Annotated in this window: 25 protein-coding genes and 1 tRNA gene; 8 read left to right on the forward strand and 18 right to left on the reverse strand. The window is 74.3% G+C overall.

Features of this window, described 5'->3' with window-relative positions:
* The first annotated feature begins 144 nt into the window (after nucleotides 1-144).
* From O2V63_RS15450 to O2V63_RS15465, 4 genes are read left to right on the forward strand one after another with little or no spacing between them, the layout of a single operon-like run.
* The gene (locus tag O2V63_RS15450) at nucleotides 145-1,071 is read left to right on the forward strand and encodes an ABC transporter ATP-binding protein (protein ID WP_269168446.1); all 927 of its coding nucleotides are present in this window, start codon (nucleotides 145-147) and stop codon (nucleotides 1,069-1,071) included.
* Nucleotides 1,072-1,097: 26 nt separating this feature from the next.
* Entirely contained in the window at nucleotides 1,098-1,916 is an 819-nt protein-coding gene (locus tag O2V63_RS15455; protein WP_269168447.1) for an ABC transporter permease, read from the forward strand.
* An 11-nt stretch (nucleotides 1,917-1,927) separates the two neighbouring features.
* Nucleotides 1,928-3,175: a sensor histidine kinase gene (locus O2V63_RS15460; protein ID WP_269168448.1), complete on the forward strand. Its 1,248-nt coding sequence runs from the start codon at nucleotides 1,928-1,930 to the stop codon at nucleotides 3,173-3,175.
* Nucleotides 3,172-3,777 carry a response regulator transcription factor gene (locus tag O2V63_RS15465; protein ID WP_269168449.1) on the forward strand — a complete coding sequence of 202 codons (606 nt, stop codon included), beginning with the start codon at nucleotides 3,172-3,174 and terminating at the stop codon, nucleotides 3,775-3,777. Before O2V63_RS15460 ends, O2V63_RS15465 begins: the two co-directional genes overlap by 4 nt.
* Nucleotides 3,778-3,862: 85 nt before the next feature.
* Here O2V63_RS15465 and O2V63_RS15470 read toward each other — a convergent pair whose 3' ends face one another.
* From O2V63_RS15470 to O2V63_RS15530, 13 genes are all read right to left on the reverse strand, one after another.
* Complete coding sequence (locus O2V63_RS15470) at nucleotides 3,863-4,042, reverse strand: hypothetical protein (RefSeq protein WP_269168450.1); 180 nt, start codon at nucleotides 4,040-4,042, stop codon at nucleotides 3,863-3,865.
* 25 nt (nucleotides 4,043-4,067) lie between these two features.
* The gene (locus O2V63_RS15475) at nucleotides 4,068-4,301 is read right to left on the reverse strand and encodes a hypothetical protein (protein ID WP_269168451.1); all 234 of its coding nucleotides are present in this window, start codon (nucleotides 4,299-4,301) and stop codon (nucleotides 4,068-4,070) included.
* A gap of 140 nt (nucleotides 4,302-4,441) precedes the next feature.
* Nucleotides 4,442-6,286, reverse strand: a complete 1,845-nt coding sequence (locus tag O2V63_RS15480; RefSeq protein ID WP_269168452.1) for an acyl-CoA dehydrogenase — start codon at nucleotides 6,284-6,286, stop codon at nucleotides 4,442-4,444.
* 116 nt (nucleotides 6,287-6,402) lie between these two features.
* On the reverse strand, nucleotides 6,403-6,558 hold the full coding sequence (locus O2V63_RS15485; RefSeq protein ID WP_269168453.1) for a hypothetical protein: 156 nt from the start codon (nucleotides 6,556-6,558) through the stop codon (nucleotides 6,403-6,405).
* A gap of 46 nt (nucleotides 6,559-6,604) precedes the next feature.
* Complete coding sequence (locus O2V63_RS15490) at nucleotides 6,605-7,027, reverse strand: hypothetical protein (RefSeq protein WP_269168454.1); 423 nt, start codon at nucleotides 7,025-7,027, stop codon at nucleotides 6,605-6,607.
* A gap of 22 nt (nucleotides 7,028-7,049) precedes the next feature.
* Nucleotides 7,050-7,682 carry a TetR/AcrR family transcriptional regulator gene (locus tag O2V63_RS15495; protein WP_269168455.1) on the reverse strand — a complete coding sequence of 211 codons (633 nt, stop codon included), beginning with the start codon at nucleotides 7,680-7,682 and terminating at the stop codon, nucleotides 7,050-7,052.
* Nucleotides 7,683-7,838: 156 nt separating this feature from the next.
* On the reverse strand, nucleotides 7,839-7,961 hold the full coding sequence (locus O2V63_RS15500) for a hypothetical protein (protein WP_269168456.1): 123 nt from the start codon (nucleotides 7,959-7,961) through the stop codon (nucleotides 7,839-7,841).
* Between the two features lie 68 nt (nucleotides 7,962-8,029).
* A complete protein-coding gene (locus O2V63_RS15505) occupies nucleotides 8,030-8,911 on the reverse strand; it encodes a metal ABC transporter permease (RefSeq protein ID WP_269162679.1) in 882 nt (293 codons plus the stop codon).
* A gap of 3 nt (nucleotides 8,912-8,914) precedes the next feature.
* Entirely contained in the window at nucleotides 8,915-9,697 is a 783-nt protein-coding gene (locus tag O2V63_RS15510) for a metal ABC transporter ATP-binding protein (protein ID WP_269168457.1), read from the reverse strand.
* An 11-nt stretch (nucleotides 9,698-9,708) separates the two neighbouring features.
* Entirely contained in the window at nucleotides 9,709-10,722 is a 1,014-nt protein-coding gene (locus O2V63_RS15515; RefSeq protein ID WP_269168458.1) for a metal ABC transporter solute-binding protein, Zn/Mn family, read from the reverse strand.
* Between the two features lie 324 nt (nucleotides 10,723-11,046).
* The gene (locus O2V63_RS15520; RefSeq protein ID WP_269168459.1) at nucleotides 11,047-11,211 is read right to left on the reverse strand and encodes a hypothetical protein; all 165 of its coding nucleotides are present in this window, start codon (nucleotides 11,209-11,211) and stop codon (nucleotides 11,047-11,049) included.
* A 36-nt stretch (nucleotides 11,212-11,247) separates the two neighbouring features.
* Entirely contained in the window at nucleotides 11,248-12,171 is a 924-nt protein-coding gene (locus tag O2V63_RS15525; protein ID WP_269168460.1) for a ribokinase, read from the reverse strand.
* Between the two features lie 32 nt (nucleotides 12,172-12,203).
* Nucleotides 12,204-12,716 (reverse strand): DUF6328 family protein, encoded by a 513-nt coding sequence (locus O2V63_RS15530; protein ID WP_269168461.1) that lies wholly within the window; start codon nucleotides 12,714-12,716, stop codon nucleotides 12,204-12,206.
* Nucleotides 12,717-12,765: 49 nt separating this feature from the next.
* Between O2V63_RS15530 and O2V63_RS15535 the strand changes: the two genes are divergently transcribed.
* From O2V63_RS15535 to O2V63_RS15545, 3 genes are read left to right on the forward strand one after another with little or no spacing between them, the layout of a single operon-like run.
* Nucleotides 12,766-13,119, forward strand: coding sequence for a DUF3140 domain-containing protein (locus O2V63_RS15535; RefSeq protein WP_269168462.1), 354 nt, complete (start codon nucleotides 12,766-12,768; stop codon nucleotides 13,117-13,119).
* Nucleotides 13,120-13,129: 10 nt separating this feature from the next.
* Nucleotides 13,130-13,876: a methyltransferase domain-containing protein gene (locus tag O2V63_RS15540; protein WP_269168463.1), complete on the forward strand. Its 747-nt coding sequence runs from the start codon at nucleotides 13,130-13,132 to the stop codon at nucleotides 13,874-13,876.
* Between the two features lie 43 nt (nucleotides 13,877-13,919).
* Complete coding sequence (locus O2V63_RS15545; RefSeq protein ID WP_269168464.1) at nucleotides 13,920-14,948, forward strand: type III polyketide synthase; 1,029 nt, start codon at nucleotides 13,920-13,922, stop codon at nucleotides 14,946-14,948.
* A 139-nt stretch (nucleotides 14,949-15,087) separates the two neighbouring features.
* Here O2V63_RS15545 and dhaM read toward each other — a convergent pair whose 3' ends face one another.
* Genes dhaM through dhaK form a run of 3 tightly spaced genes read right to left on the reverse strand, consistent with a single transcriptional unit; the run spans nucleotide 15,088 to nucleotide 17,134 of the window.
* Complete coding sequence (gene dhaM, locus O2V63_RS15550; protein ID WP_269168465.1) at nucleotides 15,088-15,498, reverse strand: dihydroxyacetone kinase phosphoryl donor subunit DhaM; 411 nt, start codon at nucleotides 15,496-15,498, stop codon at nucleotides 15,088-15,090.
* 2 nt (nucleotides 15,499-15,500) lie between these two features.
* Nucleotides 15,501-16,130 (reverse strand): dihydroxyacetone kinase subunit DhaL, encoded by a 630-nt coding sequence (gene dhaL, locus O2V63_RS15555; RefSeq protein ID WP_269168466.1) that lies wholly within the window; start codon nucleotides 16,128-16,130, stop codon nucleotides 15,501-15,503.
* Between the two features lie 2 nt (nucleotides 16,131-16,132).
* Nucleotides 16,133-17,134, reverse strand: coding sequence for a dihydroxyacetone kinase subunit DhaK (dhaK, locus tag O2V63_RS15560; protein ID WP_269168467.1), 1,002 nt, complete (start codon nucleotides 17,132-17,134; stop codon nucleotides 16,133-16,135).
* Between the two features lie 211 nt (nucleotides 17,135-17,345).
* Here dhaK and fdhA point away from each other — a divergent pair, with 211 nt between their 5' ends.
* Nucleotides 17,346-18,572, forward strand: coding sequence for a formaldehyde dehydrogenase, glutathione-independent (gene fdhA / locus O2V63_RS15565; protein WP_269168468.1), 1,227 nt, complete (start codon nucleotides 17,346-17,348; stop codon nucleotides 18,570-18,572).
* A 39-nt stretch (nucleotides 18,573-18,611) separates the two neighbouring features.
* Here fdhA and O2V63_RS15570 read toward each other — a convergent pair whose 3' ends face one another.
* Together O2V63_RS15570 and O2V63_RS15575 are read right to left on the reverse strand one after the other, a co-directional pair.
* The gene (locus O2V63_RS15570; RefSeq protein WP_269168469.1) at nucleotides 18,612-19,166 is read right to left on the reverse strand and encodes a GNAT family N-acetyltransferase; all 555 of its coding nucleotides are present in this window, start codon (nucleotides 19,164-19,166) and stop codon (nucleotides 18,612-18,614) included.
* 59 nt (nucleotides 19,167-19,225) lie between these two features.
* A tRNA-Gly gene (locus O2V63_RS15575) sits at nucleotides 19,226-19,296 on the reverse strand.
* Between the last annotated feature and the right edge of the window lie 28 nt (nucleotides 19,297-19,324).

Genomic DNA, 19,324 nt, shown 5'->3' on the forward strand with positions numbered 1-19,324 from the left:
TGCACCGGCGGGGAGAAGTCGTGCACCCAGGCACCTGTGCCGGCCGCGGAGTGGCAGCAACGTGGGGGATGCGTCCGACAGCCCGGCCCCACGGCGGCCGGCGGCGCACCGAGGAGGTCGACCGTGCACCCCAGCGCCCCACCAGTGTCCGCGCCCGTCGAGGCCGCTCCCGCGATCGAGGTGCGGGACCTGCGGCGCAGCTACGGCGACTTCGAGGCGGTGCGGGGCATCTCGTTCGAGGTGCAGCCGGGGGAGGTCTTCGCCCTGCTCGGCGTCAACGGGGCCGGCAAGACGTCGGCGCTGGAGGTGCTCGAGGGGCTCGCGCCGGCCGGTGGGGGCACCGTGCGGGTGCTCGGCGCCGACCCGGTGCGCGAGCGGGCCCGGGTACGGCCGCACCTGGGCGTGCTGCTGCAGTCCAGCGGCCTGCCCGGCGACCTCACCGTGGCCGAGACCCTGCAGACCTGGGCCGGCACCCTCACCGACCCGCGGCCGGTGCCCGAGGCGCTGGCGCAGGTGCAGCTGGCCCACCGGGCCGACGTCCGGGTGCGCAGCCTCTCCGGCGGCGAGCGTCGGCGACTGGACCTCGCGCTGGCCCTGCTGGGCCGGCCGCGGGTCGTGGTGTTGGACGAGCCGACCACCGGTCTGGACCCAGAGAGCCGGCGGCAGGTGTGGGGGCTGGTCCGCGACCTGGTCGCCGACGGCGCTGCCGTGGTGCTCACCACCCACCACCTGGAGGAGGCCGAGGAGCTGGCCGACCGGGTGGCGGTGCTGCGGGCCGGGCAGATCGTGCTCTCCGGCACCAAGGAGGAGATCGCCGAGACCCAGCCGGCCACCCTCCGCTTCACCCTCGACGAGGACGCGCCCGAGCTGCCGCGGCCGGCCGGCGTGCAGGTGGTCGCGCAGCGGCCACGGGTCGAGTGGCACACCCGCGCCCTCCAGCCGGTGTTGGCCGAGCTGCTCGCCTGGGCGGCGGCGCACCACGTCGTCCTCCGTGCACTGGAGGCCCGCTCCGCCTCGCTGGAGCAGGCCTTCCTCGCCGTGGCCGCCGAGGCCAGCAGCCCGTCCACGTGACCCACCCAGCCGAGAGGACCCCCGCCATGACCACCACCCACGCCCCTGCCCCGTCTGCCGCGACCGCCCCGAGCCGGCTGCGTCGAGTCGCCGCCCTGGCCCGCGGTGAGCTGCGGCTGTTCCTGCGCAACCGGACCGCCGTCGCCAACTCGGGCCTGCTGCCGCTGCTCCTGGTGGCGGCTGTCCCGGCGCTCGGCCTCGACGGCGACCTCCCGCTGGGGCCGCAGCTGCTGGTCGCCGCCGTCGGCGTGACCCTGGTCTTCGTCACCTACTACAACCTGGTGATCACCTACGTCGCGCGGCGCGAGGAGATGGTGCTGCAACGCATGCGCACCGGGGAGCTGACCGGGCTGGAGGTGCTCGTCGGCACCGCCGTCCCCACCCTGCTGGTCACGCTCGCGCAGGTCGCGCTGGTCGCCGTCGGCGTGGTGGTGCTCGGGGAGTGGAGCGCGCCGGTGGAGTACCTGCTGCCGGTGGTCGCGCTGCTCGGCGGCGCGCTGCTGATGACCGTGCTCGCGGCGGCGAGCACCAGCTTCACCCGCACGGCCGAGAGCGCCCAGGTCACCACCCTGCCGCTGGTCGTCGTCACCTCCGCGCTGTCCGGCCTGATCACCCCGCTCAGCGTCTTCCCCGAGCCGGTCGCCCTGGTGGCCCGGCTGATGCCGGTCACCCCGGTGGTCGAGCTGCTGCAGCTCGGGTTGGCCGGCGTCACCTGGGACGGCGACCGTGTGGACGCCGCGGGCGCCTGGGCGGCCGCCCCGCTGCCGCTGGCCGTGCTGGCCGGCTGGCTGTTGATCGGCACGGTGGCCGCCACCCGGGGGTTCCGGTGGGCACCCCGCCGGTGAGCACCGCGCAGGTGAGCACCGCACGGATCGGCCGGTACGGCAGCATGACCGCCGTGCCGACCGTCTCGCGCTGGTGGGGCAGCCGGACGGCGCCCCAGCGGATCGACCTCTACACCCGGTGGTCGTTCCACGCGTGGCTCGGCGGCGGGCTGCCGCTGTTCGCCTTCGCGGTGCTGGGCTCGGTGACCGAGGTGGCCTCCCGGGCCGCGGTCGTCGCCTACTTCGCCGGCACGGCGCTCACCACCGGCCTCGCCGTCGTGCTCGCCGCCCGCGGGCTGCGCGCACACCGGCACGGCAGTGGGGTCTCGCCGCTCCTCGTCCTGGCCACCTTCGGCGCTGCCCTGGCGGCCGGCGCCGCCGGGCTCTGGGTGTCCGCGGGCGACGGGGAGTACACCCAAGGGGCGCCGTGGTCGCTGGCGATGCCCCTCGGCATGGTGCTCACCGCCTGCTCGACGATCTGGGTCACCCGCCGGCTCGCGGCTCCGGCCGCGGTGATCGGGGTACTGGGCGGTGTCGCAGCCCTCGTCGAGGGGGCGCCGGTGGGTCCGTCGGCCGCGCTGGCCGCCGTGCTCGGCTTGACGGTCTACGCCATCGTCCTGGCCTTCCGGTTCTCCGTGTGGGTGCTCGACGTGGTGCTGGAGATGGAGCGCACCCGCGGCGTGCAGCTGCAGCTGGCGGTGGCCGAGGAGCGGCTGCGGTTCGCCCGGGACCTGCACGACGTCATGGGTCGGAACCTCTCGGCGATCGCGGTGAAGAGCCAGCTGGCCGGGGAGCTGGTCCGCCGCTCCCGGCCGGAGGCGGCCGCGGAGGTGGCCGACATCAGCCGGATCGCCGAGGAGTCGCTGAAGGAGGTCCGGGAGGTGGTCCGCGGCTACCGCCGGACCGACCTCACCGGCGAGCTGGCGGGGGCACGCTCCGTGCTGCGCGCGGCCGGCGTGGGCTGCACGGTGCAGGGTGAGGACGGTGCCGGCACCCTGCCCGAGCCCGTGCAGGCCGCGCTGGGCTGGGTGGTGCTGGAGGCGGTCACCAACGCGCTGCGGCACAGCGAGGCCGCGGAGTGCACGATCACGCTGGAGCGAGGGAGTGGAGAGGTGCGGCTGACCGTGAGCAACGACGGCGTCTCCGCCGACCCGGGTGAGGGCAACGGCCTGACCGGGCTGCGGGAGCGACTGGCCGGTGCCGGCGGGACCCTGCACGCCGGCCGGGACGGCGACCGGTTCACCGTCACCGCCACGCTGCCCACCGGGGGCGCGGCGTGATCCGGGTGCTGCTCGCCGACGACGAGAACCTGGTCCGCTCCGCCTTCGCCGCGCTGCTGGGCCTGGAGGACGACCTCGAGGTGGTCGCCCAGGCGTCGTCGGGGGCCGAGGCGCTGGCGATGGCCCGGGCGCACACCCCGGACGTCGCCGTCCTGGACCTGCAGATGCCCGACCGGGACGGGATCAGCGTGGCCGGCGAGCTCACCACGCTGCTGCCCGGCTGCGGGCTGGTCATCGTCACCGGGCACGGGCGGCCGGGGCACCTCAAGCGCGCCCTGGAGGCCGGGGTCCGGGGGTTCCTGCCGAAGACGGTCAGCGCGGCCGTGCTCAGCGACGTGGTGCGCACGGTGCACCGGGGCGGGCGCTACGTCGACCCGGAGCTGGCCGCCGAGGCGATCAGCGCCGGGGACAGCCCGCTGACGCCGCGGGAGGCCGACGTCCTGGAGCTCGCCGCCGGCGGTGCCCCCGTGGAGGAGATCGCCGTGCGGGCGCACCTGTCGCCGGGGACGGTCCGCAACCACCTGTCCGCGGCGTCGGCCAAGTTGGGTGCCCCGAACCGGCACGCCGCGGTGGACACGGCGCGCCGGCACGGCTGGATCTAGAAGGACCCCCTTGCCCCCCCACTGCTCGGCCCCCTGCAGGGGCCCGCCGCGAGCTCGCGAGTGGTGGGGGGCAGGGGGCGTTTCCTCAGGAGTTGCCGGGGCGGGCGACGGAGTCCTCGCTCTGGGCGTCGTCGTCGGTGAGCAGCACGGTGTCCTTCTCTCCGCCGTCCCCGCGGTCGTGGCCGGAGGTGCCGTCGACCAGGTCGCCGTCGGGGTCGGAGGTCGCCGGGGAGTCGTGGTAGCCGCTGCTGGTGGGTTCGGTCATGGGGTGGGCCTCTCGATCAGGGGGTTCAGCTCGGGTCGGCGCGCTGCGCCAGGGAGGGCTCGGTCGGGGTGCGCTCCGGCTGGAGGTCGTCGCTCTCCGCGTCCCGCTCCAGCGCGGCGTCCCGGGTGAGCGGGACGCCCTCCCGGGTGCCCGTCGCGTCCGTGTCCTCCGCGCCGGTGCCGAGGTCGCTGTTGTCGCCCGTCCCCGAGGCAGTGGGCACGTCCTGCTGGATGCGGTCGCTGCCGCCGGTCTCGCTCATCGCGGTCCTCCTCGCGTGGACGTCGTCCCCCGCCCATGCCCGCGATCCCCGGGCACCATGCACCGCCGGCCGCCCGGTCCGGCCCCCTTGCAGGGGCCCGCCGCGAGCTTGCGAGTGGTGGGGGGCAAGGGGGTCCTTCCTCAGAACGCGGCTTCGTCGACGTCCATGAGGGCGTTGTCGGTGTGCTCGACGATGAACCGCTCGCTGGTGAGCGTCGGCAGCACCTGGGCGCAGAAGAACCGGGTGGCGGCGAGCTTGCCCTCGTAGAAGTGCCGGTCGGACTCCGAGACCTCGCCCTCCAGCGCGGTCAGCGCGACCTCGGACTGGCGGACGAGCAGCCAGGCGGTGATCAGGTCACCGGTGGCCAGCAGCAGCCGGGAGGTGTTCTGGCCGACCTCGTAGAGCTTGCGGACGTCGGTCTGGGCCGCGGTGAGCTGGCCGAACATCGCGGTCAGCATCCCCTGGACGTCGCCGAGCGCGGTCGCCAGCAGCGCACGCTCCTCCTTGAGCCGCCCGTTGCCGGCCTCCGCCGTGACCGTCGCCTGGACCTGCTCGGCCAGCCAGGTCAGCGCCACCCCGCCGTCCCGCACGATCTTGCGGAAGAAGAAGTCCTGCCCCTGGATCGCCGTGGTGCCCTCGTAGAGGGTGTCGATCTTGGAGTCCCGGATGTACTGCTCGATCGGGTGGTCCTGCAGGTAGCCGGAGCCGCCGAGGGTCTGCAACGACTCGGCGGTGAGCAGCTGGGTGGCCCGCTCGGAGCCGTGGCCCTTGACGATCGGCAGCAGCAGGTCGTTGAGCTTGGCGGCGAGGACGGCCTCGGGGCTGTCGGCCGTGCCGGCGGCCTCGGCCTCCATGACCTGGTCGCGGAAGGTCGCGGTGTACAGGTACAGCGCACGCATGCCCTCGGCGTAGGCCTTCTGCAGCATCAGCGAGCGCCGGACGTCGGGGTGGTGGGTGATGGTCACCCGCGGGGCGTCCTTGCTGGTGGCGGTGAGGTCGGCGCCTTGCACCCGCTCCTTCGCGTAGGCCAGCGCGACCTGGTAGCCGGCGGAGAGGGTCGCGATCGCCTTGGTGCCGACGAACATCCGGGCGTACTCGATCACCTTGAACATCTGGGCGATGCCGTCGTGCACGTCGCCGACCAGCCAGCCCTTCGCCGGCACCGGGCCGTCGCCGAAGCTCAGCTCGCAGGTGGTGGAGACCTTCAGGCCCATCTTCTTCTCCACGCCGGTCACGTACACGCCGTTGCGCTCGCCGAGCGCGCCGGTGGCCAGGTCCACGTGGTACTTCGGGACGACGAAGAGCGACAGGCCCTTGGTGCCCTGCTTGGCGCCCTCGGGGCGGGCCAGGACCAGGTGGACGATGTTGTCGCTGAGGTCGTGCTCGGCGGAGGTGATGAACCGCTTCACCCCACTGAGGTGCCAGGAGCCGTCGGGCTGCTGCACCGCCTTGGTGCGCCCGGCGCCCACGTCGGAGCCCGCCTCGGGCTCGGTGAGCACCATGGTGGCGCCCCAGAGGTGCTCGATCATCAGCTCGGCCAGCCGCTGCTGGTCCGGGGTGCCCAGGGAGTGCAGGATCGCGGCGAAGGTGGGGCCGGAGCCGTACATGAACGCCGCGGGGTTGGCGCCGAGCAGCATCTCGAACGCGGCCCAGCGCAGGCTGAACGGTGCGCCGAACCCGCCGAGCGCGTCCGGCAGGTCGAGGCGCCACCACTCCCCGTCGTTCACCGCCCGGACCGACGCCTTGAACGACTCGGGCAGCGTCACCGAGTGCGTCGCCGGGTCGAACACCGGCGGGTTCCGGTCGGCGTCGGTGAAGGAGGCGGCGAGCGGGCCCTCGGCGAGCCGCCGCACCTCGGCCAGCACCCCGCGGGCCGTATCGGCGTCCATCTGCTCGAAGGGTCCGGTGCCGAACCTGTCCTTGGTGCTCTGGAACTCGAACAGGTTGAACTCGAGGTCGCGCAGGTTGGCCGTGTAGTGGCTCATGGAGGGTGCTCCCGTGCTCGCTGTTGCCCGCGAGCAGGTCCTACTCGCGGGTAACAAACGCTATTACCGCCCGGTGGCCAGGGGCAAGCGCCCCCGCCGCGCCCGGCCCTCCGGGGTCAGTCCCTGCCGTGCGCGTCGGGCTCGGTCTCCGGCGGCGGGTAGACCGGGCCGGCCATGCCGTCGGCGTCGTCCTCGCCCTGGGTGGGGGAGGCGGCGCCACCCAGCGGCTCCACGTCGTGCTCGTCCGGCCGGTCCTGCGGGGAGCTGGTCATCCCCCGAGTCTCGGCTGCGCGCGGTCGGGCGGCGAGCTGGGCGAGCTCAGTCGTCCAGGGCCGGGCCGGCCTCGTGGCGTTCGTGGCCGGACGTGCGCTCGCCCTGCTTCATCCGCGCCTCGAGCACGTGCCGGTCACCGCCGGCCAGCTCGTCGCGGGCGCGCTGGTCGAAGGCGCGGTAGGCGTTCCAGTAGTTGGCGTCGTAGTCCTCGACGACCTGGAAGGTCCACCGGTCGGCGATCACGTTCCGGCCGACGAGGTCGCGGTCGAGGTCGTCGGCGAGCTCGGTGTGCCCGGCGTCGCGGAGGCCGGCGACGGCGTCCTGCAGGAGGAGGTCGGCCTTGCCGGTGAGCTGGTGGAACCCGTACAGCAGGCCGCGGGCCTGCTCGACGGTCTCGAGGGACTCGGAGAGCTTGCCGAGGGCGGCGACGGTGGCGTCGTCCAGGTCCGGACGCGAGCGGTCGGTCATGCCCCCAGTCTGTCGTCCTGGCTCAGGCGGCGGCGGCGATGGCGGAGTCGATGAGCTTCTCGGCCAGCTGGCGCCCGTGCGAGGCGGGGCCGTCGGGGCCGAGGAGACCGCCGGAGAGGTACATCCCGTCGATGATCAGGTGGACCTGCGCGGCGAGGTCGTCGCCGCCGCCGGGGATCAGCTGGTCGGCCAGGCCCTCGAGCCGGGCGTGCAGCTCGAACTTGTAGTCGGCGGCCGCGCTGCGGGCGGGGTGCTGCGGGTCGTCGTACTCGCTGCTGACGTTGGTGAAGGGGCAGCCGCGGAAACCGACGCTGGTGACGTCGGCCTCGACGGCGTCGACCACGGAGAGGAGCGCGGCCCGCGGGTCGTCCTGGTGCTGGTCCAGCTCGGCGTCGATGGCGGACAGCACGGTGGCGGCCTTGCGCGAGAGGTAGGCGCCGACCAGGTCGTCCTTGCTCTTGAAGAGCCGGTAGACCGTCATCTTGCCCAGGCCGGTCTCCCGGACCAGCTCGTCCATCCCCACGCTGCGGGAGCTGCGCGCCGAGAAGAGACGCTCGGCGGTGTCCAGGACGATCTCCTGCCGCTCCGCGCGGGAACGACGGGCCGGGACGGCGCCGTCCTCAGGTGCGTGGAGGGAGAGGGCTGCGGCGGTCACGGTCTGATCGTGCAGCACATCGTGACGGAGCGGTTCGCGGCACGCCGGGGTGCGCAGGCCGCTGACCAGCACGTCCGGGGCGGGAGGGGCAGCCCGGGGCGGTGGGGGACTGTGAGGCGCCTGTGACTCTCCGCGAGGGGTGCTGGTCGCGGGCCCTCAGTTCCGGCGGATCCGCCGGGGGTTGGCCAGCATCCGGACGGCCGCCGCCTGCTGCGGCGTCGGCTCCTCGGCGGGGGTGGTCGTCTCGTCCAGCTGCGGTTCGCGTTCGTCGTCGTGCACGTGTCCCACCCTCCCGCCGGGACCTGTGCAGGTACAGCCCCCGGACGGGTGGACGACGGAGACGTCGATCACCTGGTCCGGTCGGGGACCAGCTGGGGCACGTCCAGCACCGGGGCGGCGGTCTCCCGCGGCGCGCGGGCCCGGGTGAGGGGCAGGGTCACTGCCCAGGTCAGCACGGCGAGCGTGGTGACGAAGAAGCTCGGCGGCAGGTTGACCATCGCCGAGAGCACCAGGCCGAACCAGACACTGCCCAGGGCGATGGCCACGGCGATCGCGGCCACCAGCCCGGGCCTGGCGGTCATCCGCAGCGCCGCCGCGGCCGGGGTGACCACGAGCGCGAACAGCAGCAGCGTGCCCACGACCTGCACGGCCATCGTGATGGTCAGCGCGAGCAGGACGACGAAGGCCACGCCCAGGGCGCGCACCGGCACCCCGCGGGCCTCGGCCACGGTCGGGTCCACCGAGGCGAACACGAGCGGCCGGGCGATGACCGCCAGCACGCCGACCACGAGCAGGGTGAAGCCGCCGAAGACCCACAGCTGGTCGGTGGAGATGGCCAGCAGGTTGCCGAACAGCACGGTGGTCGTGCTGCTGGCGTTGGCCGTGGCCAGCGAGGCGAACAGCACGCCGAGGCCGGTGGCGAAGGCGAGGATCGTGCCGGTGGCCACCTCCCGGTCGGCCACCCGCTTGCCGAACAGCCCGATCAACAGCCCGCCGCCGACGCAGAACACCGCCAGGCCCAGCGTGACCGGGGCGCCGATCAGGATGGCGCCGGTCGCGCCGGGGAAGCCGATGTGGGCCAGGGCGTGGGCGGCGAAGGCGTTCTGCCGGGTGACGACGAACCAGCCCATCAGCCCGGCGGCCAGCGCGACCATCGAACCGCCGAGCAGGGCGTGCTGCATGAACGTGGTCTGCAGCACCTGCAGCCAGTTCTCCTGGAAGGTGACCACGGCTCAACCGCCCCGGGTGAAGAGATCGCCCTGCGCGGTGCGCACCACCCGGACCGGGGTGCCGTACAGGTGGGTGAGCAGGTCCTCGGTGACGACGGCGTCGATCGGGTCGTGGTGCGGGTGGCCGTCGAGCAGGTAGACGGCGTCGGTGAGCACGGGCAGCAGCGGGTTGAGGTCGTGCGCGACGACCAGCACCGTGACCCGGCGCTCGCGGGTGAGCTCGCCGAGCAGCGCGACCACCTCGTGCTGGTTGCGCAGGTCGAGGTTGGCCAGCGGCTCGTCGAGCAGCAGCAGCTCGGCGTCGTCGACGATCGCCTGGGCGATCGCGACCCGCTGCTGCTGGCCGCCGGAGAGCTCGGACATCCGCCGGTCGGCGTAGCCGTCGGCGCCCACCCGGCGCAGTGCGTCGTCGACCCGGGCCCGCTCGGCAACCGAGGCGCGGCGCAGCCCGAAGCGGCCCCCGGTGAGGCCGAGCATCACCAGGTCGCGGGCGCGCACCGCCTCGCCCAGTGCGGCGGTGTAGTTCTGCGGCACGTAGCCGATCCGGCGGTCGCCGCGGCTGGGGGTGCGGCCCAGCACCTCGACCCGCCCGCCGGCCGGGGGCAGCATGCCGAGGACCAGCTGGAACAACGTGGTCTTCCCGGCGCCGTTGGGGCCGATGACCCCGACCACGGCGCCCGCGGGCACGGTGAGCGTGCCCTGCGACCAGACCACCCGGCCGCCGCGCACCACCGAGACGTCGTCGAGGACGAGCGCCGGTGGCCGCGCGGCGACCTGGTCGGCCATCGGGACGTCTGTCACTGACCCCCACCGAGTGCGTTCGAGAGCTGCTGCAGCTGGGAGAGCTGCCAGGACACGAAGGACGACTCCCCGTCCGGCGCCGACTCGGTGACCTCGACGACCGGCACGTCGGCCGCCTCCGCCGCGGCGCGCAGCTGCTCGGGGACGCTGCCCTCCGTCTGAGAGTTGTACACCAGCACGTCGACCGAGCCGTCGGTCAGCGCCGCCTCGAAGGCGGCCACGTCGCCGGGCGCGGGATCGGTCTCGTTGCTGGCGGCGTCGCGGTAGCCCTCGGGGGTGGCGTCGGTCAGGCCGATCGCCTCGGCGGTGTACTGGAAGACGCTCTCCGTGGCGGCGTACGAACGCCCGGCGGCCGCGGTCTCCAGCGCCGCCAGTTCGTCCAGGTAGGGCTGCAGGTCCGTCTCCCAGGCCTCTGCCTGCTCGGCGAAGTGGTCGGCGGCGTCCGGCGACAGCTCGCTGAGCTGTGCGGTCACCGCGGCGGCGACGTCCTGGACGTACTCCGGGGAGTACCACAGGTGCGGGTTCACCCCGCCGTGACCGTGCTCCTCCTCGGCGTGCTCCTCCTCGGCGTGCTCCTCGCCCTCGGCGTGCTCCTCGCCCTCGACGCCGACCACCTCGGCCCCGTCGACGACGGCCGGCGCGGGGTCGAGGGTGGCGACGGCGTCGGCGGCCCAGTGGTCGTAGTCGGCGCCGTTGAGCACGACCAGCTCGGCGTCGGAGAAGGCGGCGATGTCGGCGGTCGTCGGCTCGTAGTCGTGCGGGTCGACCGCGGAGGAGGCGAGCACGGTCGTGACGTTGGTGCAGTCCCCGCCCAGCTGCTCGACGACCGCGCCCCACTGGCTCACCGAGACGACGACGTCGAGCACCTCGCCGGGGCAGTCCGCCTCGTCGGCCTGGGTCGTCGTGGTCCCGGCGCCGGCGCTGGAGCCCCCGCAGGCGGCGAGGGTCAGCGTTGCGGTGGCGGCCACGGCGGCGAGCGTCGGACGGCGGAACAGGTCGAGGCGGCGCACGGGAGGTCCTCACGGGAGCAGTTACTGGGAATGGTCTTCACAATCAGTATCACCCCAGCCGTGCGCTGCGTCGATGTCGGCCCGCCCACAGCGGGCCCGTCCCGATCCCGGCCCGCTACCGTCCGGGCGTGCCGATCCAGCCCGGACGCACTCCGGTCCGTCCGCCGACCGCCCCACCCCGGCGGACGCCGCGGACACCGGACCGTCGGCCCGGTCCCGTACCGGCCCCCGCCCCGCCGGCCCCCGACCACCCGGTCCCCGACCACCCGGTCCCCGGACACCCGGGCCGGGACTGAGTCGGGGCCGGCCCGCGTCAGGCGGGCATCAGGCCCCGGTCACCCGGTTCTCCGGGTCCACGCCGGCCGCCGGGTCGGTGCCCTCGGCCGGCTGCTCGGGGTGCGGGGTGCGCCCGGTCTCGTGCTGGTCGGACGTGGCGTCGCCCTCGGCGGGCTCTTCGGCGTGCGGGGTGCGTCCGTTGCTCTCGGTCATGTCCGCCCGTTGCCCCCGCCCGGTGCGGCGCAACCATCAGCCGACGGGCGTCGCCGCGGGGGTCTGGGGCAGCAGGGCCTGGACCTCGTCGTCGTCCGGCAGCGCGCCGCGCGCCCCCGGACCGGTGGTCGACAGTGCCGCCGCCGTGACCGCGTAGCGGACCGCGTCGGCCAGCGTCTCGCCCCGGTCCAGGGCGCTGCTCAGCGCACCGCAGAGGCAGTCGCCGGCGCCGGTGGTGTCCACCGGCCGGACCGGCGGTGGCCCCTGCACGAGCGCCGGGCCGTCCGCGGGCACCACCAGCGCCCCTCGCGCGCCGAGGGTGACCACCGCCGACCGCACGCCCAGCCCGCGGGCCAGCTCGGCCAGCTCGGCGGGGGAGAGGTCGCCGGGCGGCGCGCCGGCCAGCCGGCGCAGCTCGTGCTCGTTGGGCACCAGGACGTCGACCCGGGTCAGCAGGTCGGCCGGCAGCGGCTGCGACGGCGCGGGGTTCAGGACGACGCTGCCCCGGGTGGCGGCGGCCGCGGCCCGGACCGTGTCCAGCGGCGTCTCCAGCTGGAGCAGCAGCACGCCCGCGCGGTGCACCGACTCCACGTCGACGTCCGCCGGGGTCAGCTCGGCGTTGGCGCCGGGCACCACCACGATCAGGTTCTCCCCGCCGTCCGCCTCGACCGGGATCGTCGCCGTCCCGGTGGGCACGCCCTCGGTGCGCTGCACCCGCCCGACGTTGACCCGCGCGTCGGCGAGCGCGGCGAGCTGCCGGCCGGCCGCCGGGTCGGTGCCGACCCGGCCGACCATGTGCACCCCGGTGCCCAGCCGGCCGGCCGCGGCGGCCTGGTTGGCGCCCTTGCCCCCGGGCAGGACGGCGACCGCTGAGCCGATGACGGTCTCGCCGCGGCCGGGCAGCCGGTCGACGGTCACCACGACGTCCTCGTTGAGACTCCCCACCACGGTCACGGACACGCTGCGCTCCCGGTGATCACCACCCGGCCAGCCTAGGAGGGCCGGGTGGTCCGACGCCGCAGCGGCAACAGGTACCAGGTGGTCAGCCCGACGACGCCGATCGCCGCGCACACTGCGATCGCCGGCCAGCGGCCGAGGACCACGTCCAGCACCAGCAGCACCGCGCTGACGACGCCGGTCAGGAGCAGGGCGAGCCCGATCATCAGCGACCGGTCGGCGAACTGGACGATCGCCGCCTTCTGCCGCCGCCGGAACAGCATCCGATGGAAGGAGACGGGGGAGATGAGCACCACCGTGGCCAGGGCGGTGCTGGTCATCGTGATCGCGTAGACCGTCGTCCCGAAGGTGCCCAGTTCGGCGAAGCGGGACTGGAACGGGAGGGTCAGCAGGAAGGCGAACAGCACCTGGACGGCGGTGATCGCCACCCGGATCTCCTGCAGCACCTCGTTGACGTTGCGGTCCAGCACCTCGTCGGGCGTCTCGCCGCGGGCCTCGGCGGTCCGCTCCGCGTCGGCGCGCTCCGCGTCGATCCGTTTCTCCGCCACCTGCCTGCGGTACCGCAGGCGCAGTCGATCGACACCCGGGAGATGCCCCATGCCCCAGCACCAGGCCGAGGACGCCGACGCCGTCCGCCGTGAGTTCGGCGAGGCGGTGAACATGACCGCCGGCGAGCTGGAGGAGTGGCTGTCCACCGAGGAGTCGCAGTCGGTGGGGCAGAAGAGCAGCGGGTCGGCGGAGTCCACCGGCCACGAGTCGGGCCGGCGGATCGTGCAGCTGCTGCGCACGGGGAAGGCCGACCTCGCCGACGACGACCTGGCGCACATGCGCAAGGTGCACGGCTACGTGCAGCGGCACCTGGCGCAGGAGCCCGCCAAAGCCGACGTCGAGACGTCCAGGTGGCGGTGGTCGCTGATGAACTGGGGCCACGACCCGCTCAAGGGCAAGTAGCGTCCGCGGCGTGCAGCGCAACGACCCGGCGCAGTACGACCAGTTGGCCGACCAGTGGTGGGACCCGCACGGCGGCTTCGCGATGCTCCAGTGGATCGCCGCCTCGCGGGCCGGTCACGTGCCACCGGCGTCGACACCCGGTGCGGTCCTGGTCGACCTGGCCTGCGGTGGTGGCCTGATGGCACCGCACGTGCAGCGGCTGGGGTACCGGCACGTCGGCGTGGACATCGGCCTGGCCGGCCTGCACATCGCCCGCGGGCACGGGGTCGGTGTCGTGCGCGGGTCGGTGCTCGCCGTCCCGCTCGCCGACGGGTGCGCCGACGTCGTGACTGCCGGGGAGATCCTCGAGCACGTCGAGGACCCCGGGCAGGTGCTCGCCGAGAGCGCCCGGCTGCTCAAGCCGGGCGGCCTGCTGGTCATCGACTCGATCGCGGCCACCCGGCTCGCCCCGCTGGTGGCCGTCCGGATCGCCGAGCGGCTGCCCGGCGGGCCGCCGCCGGGCATCCACGACCCGGCGCTGTTCGTCGACCGGCGCGAGCTGCTGGCCACCGCCGACCGGCTGGGGCTGGACCTGCGGCTGGTCGGCCTGCGCCCGTCGGTGCGCGACCTGGTCGCCTGGCGGCGGGGACGACGGGACACCGTGCGGATGCGCACCATGCCCTGGACCGGGATCCTGTTCGCCGGCTCGGCGACCAAGCGTGCAGAGCCCGACGCCGAGCGGCGGACGCCGGGCTCCGCACGTACCGTCGGGTCATGAGCGTCTGCGGTCCCGCCACCCCCACCGTGCCGGGATCGGCCTGGTGAGCGCCGCCGTCATCACCGGTTCGGGTCGGGCGCTGCCGGCGAGGTACGAGCAGGGCGAGGTCTGGGACGGCTACTTCGCCGAGAAGTACGCCGGGCTGCGGGCCGCCGAGCGGGTGTTCCGCGGTGCCGGTGTGCGCAGCCGGCACGCGGTGGTCAACCCCGTCGACGAGGACGTCTCGCAGTGGGGCACCGGGGCCCGCATGGAGCGTTACGTCACGGAGGGGCTGCCGCTGGGCAAGCAGGCCGTCGCCACGGCGCTGGACGCCGCCGGGTTGGCTCCCGGGGACGTCGGGCAGTTCGCCGTCGCCACCTGCACCGGGTACGCCACCCCCGGCCTGGACATCCGGCTCTCCAGTGACCTGGGCATGCCGCTGGGGTTGCAGCGGCTGCTCGTCGGCCACATGGGCTGCTACGCGGCGCTGCCCGGGCTGGCTGCGGTCAGCGACTTCGTCACCGCACGCTCCCGGCCGGCGGTGCTGCTGTGCCTGGAGCTGACCAGCCTGCACGTGCAGCCGGCCGTCGCCGACCTGGAGCAGGTCGTCACCCACGCGCTGTTCAGCGACGCCGCGGCCGCGGTCGTCGTCGAGCCCGCCGCGCGACGGGGCCGGCGGGTCGCCGGGATGGTGGCGCGCACCGACCACGCGACCGCCGACCACATGACCTGGGACGTCACCGACCTCGGTTTCCGGATGGGTCTGTCGCCCCGGGTGCCCGACGTGCTGGCTCGGCACGTCGGCGGCGTGGTCGAGGAGCTGCTGACCGAGGCCGGCCTGCGGGTCGAGGACGTGGCGGGCTGGGCGGTGCACCCGGGCGGGCCGCGGATCCTGGACGTCGTCCGGGACGAGCTCGGGCTCGCCGAGGAGCAGATGGCCGCTTCGCGCCGGGTGCTCGCCGAGCACGGCAACTGCTCGTCGGCGACCGTGCTGCTGGTGCTCGACGAGCTCGGGGACGTCGACGGCCCGGTGGTCGCGATGGCCTTCGGCCCCGGCTTGACCCTCTACGCCACCCTGCTGCTCCCGGCCTGACGCGCTCCCGGAGCGGCCCTCCTCCCGATGCCCGCTCCTCCCTGCGCGGCTCGACCCGCAGGCGCCAGGGTTGAGCCGCGTGCGCCGGCGGCTCAACCCCTCCCGGGGCGGCTCGAGCCGCCCCGGGAGCAGGGCCCCGTCAGCCCAGGTGGGCCTGCTTGGGAGCCAGGCCGCGCAGTGCCTCGGCGGCCACCCGGTCCCGGTCCGCGCCACCGGCGGCGACCACCGCCGCGCCGACCAGCCCCTCGACCAGCGGGGCGGCGCTGAGCACCACCCGCGCCCGGACGTCGTCGTCCAGCAGCTCCAGCGCCGTCTCGGCCGACATCACCGCGCTGCCCAGGTCCATCAGCACCACCACGCCGTCCCCGGTGTCGGCGGCGGTGATGGCCGTGGAGACGGCGACCGCGTCGGTGCCCAGCCCGCCGTCGTCGGTGCCGGCGGCCACCTCGATGGCCACGGTCGAGTTCGGCAGCATCTGCCGGGCCAGCTCGACCGCGGCCTCGGCCAGCGGCCGGCTGTGCGAGACGACGACGATCCCCACGGCGGCCACGGTCAGCTCCCCGGCAGGGTCGTCGCGGCGGCCTCGACCAGCAGCACCGCCGAGGCGGCCCCCGGGTCGACGTGGCCCGCGCTGCGCTCGCCCAGGTAGCTGGCCCGGCCCTTGCGGGCGACCAGCGGCGTGACCGAGTCGCGCCCCGTCGCGGCGGCGTCCGCGGCGGCGCGCAGGGCGGCGTCCAGCTCCTGCCCGGCCTCGACCGCCGCGGTGAGGGCGTCGGCGGCCGGCAGCAGCGCGTCGACCATCGTCTTGTCCTCCAGCTCCGCCTTGCCGCGGGCGACGACGCCGTCGACCCCGGCCCGGAACGCAGCCGCGAAGGCCGCCGGGGAGCCGTCGTCCAGGGCGCCGGACATCCGGAGGAAGAACGTCCCGTACAGCGGGCCGCTGGTGCCCCCGACCTTGCTGATCATCGTCATCGCGACCGTCTTCAGCAGCGCGGCGGCGTCGGCCGGCGGGGTGGCGTCGAGGGCGGCGACGGCCGCGGTCATCCCGCGGTGCATGTTCGTGCCGTGGTCGGCGTCGCCGATGGCCGAGTCGAGTTCGGTGAGCTCCTCGCGGTGCTCGGTGACGGCGCGGGCGTACTCGCGCACCCAGGTCCCGAGGGCGTCGGTGTCCAGCGCGGCCATGCTCAGACCCCCCACCGCAGCGCGGGGGTGCGCACCGGCGCGTCCCAGAGCCGGATCAGCTCGTCGTCGACCTTGAGCAGCGTGACCGAGCAGCCGGCCATCTCCAGGCTGGTCATGTACGAGCCGACCAGCGAGCGGGCCACCGTCACGCCGGCCTTGGCCAGCACCGCCTGTACCTCGGCATAGACCACGTAGAGCTCGAGCAGCGGCGTCCCGCCCATCCCGTTGACGAAGGCGAGCACGCCGTCGCCGCCGGTGAAGTCCAGGTCGGCCAGCACCGGCTCCAGCAGCATCTCGGCGACCTCCCGGGCCGGGGCGACCGGCACCCGGCGGCGGCCGGGTTCACCGTGGATGCCCACGCCCAGCTCCATCTCCCCCGCGGGCAGGTCGAAGGTGGGCTTGCCGGCGGACGGCACGGTGCAGGAGGTCAGCGCCATGCCCATGCTGCGGCCCTGCCCGTTGACCCGGCGGGCCACCTCGGCGACCTCGGCCAGCGGGCGGCCCTCCTCGGCGGCGGCACCGGCCAGCTTCTCCACCAGCACGGTGACGCCCACGCCGCGCCGGCCGGCGGTGTACAGGCTGTCCTGGACGGCGACGTCGTCGTCGGTGACGACGGCGACCACCTCGGTGCCGGACTCCGCGGCCACCAGCTCGGCGGCCATCTCGAAGTTCATGACGTCGCCGGTGTAGTTCTTCACGATGTGCAGCACGCCGGCGCCCGCGTCGACGCCCTGGGTCGCCGCCACCATCTGGTCCGGGACGGGGGAGGTGAACACCTCGCCGGCGCAGGCGGCGTCGAGCATGCCGAGCCCGACGAACCCGCCGTGCAGCGGCTCGTGGCCGGAGCCGCCGCCGGAGACGAGCCCGACCTTCCCCGCCACCGGGGCGTCGCCGCGGAAGACGACCCGGTGCTCGGCGTCGATCCGCAGCTCCGGGTGGGCGGCGGCCATGCCGCGCAGGGCGTCGTCGACGACGTCAGCCGGGTCGTTGATGAGCTTCTTCATCGCGGGCTCCTGATCATGGGGGACGAGCGAACCGTAGGAGTGGGCCAGGTCTCAGGGCAACGGGGGGCGGTCCGCATCGTCGGACGGAGCTGCGGGGTGGACGTGACCTGGGGCACACTCGGCCTCCCATGCTCTCCGATGCATGCCGGTCGTGGTGGCGTCCGGAGGGTGTGCGACCAGGACGGTCCCCCAGAGCTGAGGAGCTCCCCAGATGGCTGGCAACAGAGGCGTTGCGTACATCGAGCCCGGCAAGGTCGAGGTGCACGAGACCGACTACCCGAAGCTGGAACTGCAGGACGGCCCGGGGGTGAACCCGGCCAACGTGGGCCGCAAGCTCAACCACGGGGTGATCCTCAAGGTGGTCACCACCAACATCTGCGGCAGTGACCAGCACATGGTCCGCGGCCGGACGACGGCGCCGCCGAACCTGGTGCTCGGCCACGAGATCCTCGGCGAGGTCGTGGAGAAGGGGTCCGACGTCGAGTTCATCGAGGTCGGCGACCTCTGCTCGGTGCCGTTCAACATCGCCTGCGGGCGCTGTCGCAACTGCAAGGAGGGCAAGACCGGGATCTGCCTGAACGTGAACCCGGCCCGCCCCGGTGCGGCCTACGGGTACGTGGACATGGGCGGCTGGGTCGGCGGGCAGGCCGAGTACGTGACGGTGCCCTACGCCGACTGGAATCTGCTGAAGTTCCCGGACAAGGACCAGGCCATGGAGAAGATCCTGGACCTGACCATGCTCTCGGACATCTTCCCGACCGGCTTCCACGGCGCGGTCACCGCCGGGGTGAAGCCCGGCTCGACCGTGTACATCGCCGGGGCCGGCCCGGTGGGGCTCGCGGCGGCCGTCGGCGCCCAGCTGCTGGGCGCGTCGGTGGTGATCGTCGCCGACCTCGTCGAGCAGCGGCTGGCCCAGGCGCGCAGCTTCGGCTGCGAGACCGTCGACGTGTCCAAGGGCTCGCCGCAGGACCAGATCGAGCAGATCCTGGGCGAGCCCCAGGTGGACGCCGCCGTCGACGCGGTGGGCTTCGAGGCCCGCGGCCACGGCGAGGGAGCGGGGAAGGAGGCGCCGGCGACGGTGCTGAACTCGCTGATGGAGGTGACCGCGGCCGGCGGCGCCATCGGCATCCCGGGGCTGTACGTCACCGGTGACCCCGGGGGCATCGACGAGGCGGCCAAGGTCGGTTCGCTGTCGCTGAGCCTGGGCACCGGCTGGGCGAAGTCGCTCTCCTTCACCACCGGTCAGTGCCCGGTGATGCGGTACAACCTCGGGCTGATGAAGGCGATCCTCCACGACAAGGTGCAGATCGCGAAGGCGGTCAACGCCACGACCATCTCCCTGGACGAGGCGCCGAAGGGGTACCAGGACTTCGACTCCGGTGCGGCGAAGAAGTACGTGATCGACCCGCACGGGATGGTGGGCAAGAAGGCCGCCTGAGTCCTGTCGCCGGCCCGGGGCGCACGCCCCGGGCCGGCGTCACCACAGGTCGCCCCGGCGCCAGTCGCACACCAGCCGGGCGGCGGGGTCCAGCGGCGCCGGGGTGGCCGGGGTGGGCAGCACGAAGACCGCCCCACCTGGGGTCGCCACCATGCCGTCCGGGGTCAGCGCCGCCAGGTCGCCGGACCAGGTCAGCCACCCGCGCGCGGTGTACAGCCGGGCGCCGTCCTCGCTCGCGGCCAGCGCGCCGAACTCGAACCCGCCGCGGACGAGCCGTTCCGTCTCGGCCATCACCGCGGCCCCCACGCCCCGGCGGCGCATCGTGGCCGCGGTGGCGACGGCCTCGACGTAGCCGGTCCGCAGCGTCCGACCGCCGGCGATGAGCTGGCGGACGACGACGGCGGCGTGCCCGGCCGGCTCCCCGTCCACGGTGGCCAGCACGTGCACGCCGCCGAGGGCGTGGGACCAGTCGTCGTCGCTGAACCGGCCGCTGAACGCCGTGTCCAGGAACTCCCGCAGCCGGTCGAGCTCGTTCGTCGAGAGATCGGCGGTGGGCGCGCTGCGGACGGTGACCGTCGGCCGGGGGGAACTCACCGGACCAGCTTCGCGGAGGCATCGCCGTGCCGCCCCGACAGGGGCCGCTGGAGGAGGAGAGCGGGTGACGAGAATCGAACTCGCACTGTCAGCTTGGGAAGCTGATGTTCTACCATTGAACTACACCCGCGACAGGTCAGTGACCTGTCGGAGAGCTT

The organism is Modestobacter sp. VKM Ac-2977 (assembly GCF_026968045.1).
Taxonomy (GTDB): domain Bacteria; phylum Actinomycetota; class Actinomycetes; order Mycobacteriales; family Geodermatophilaceae; genus Modestobacter.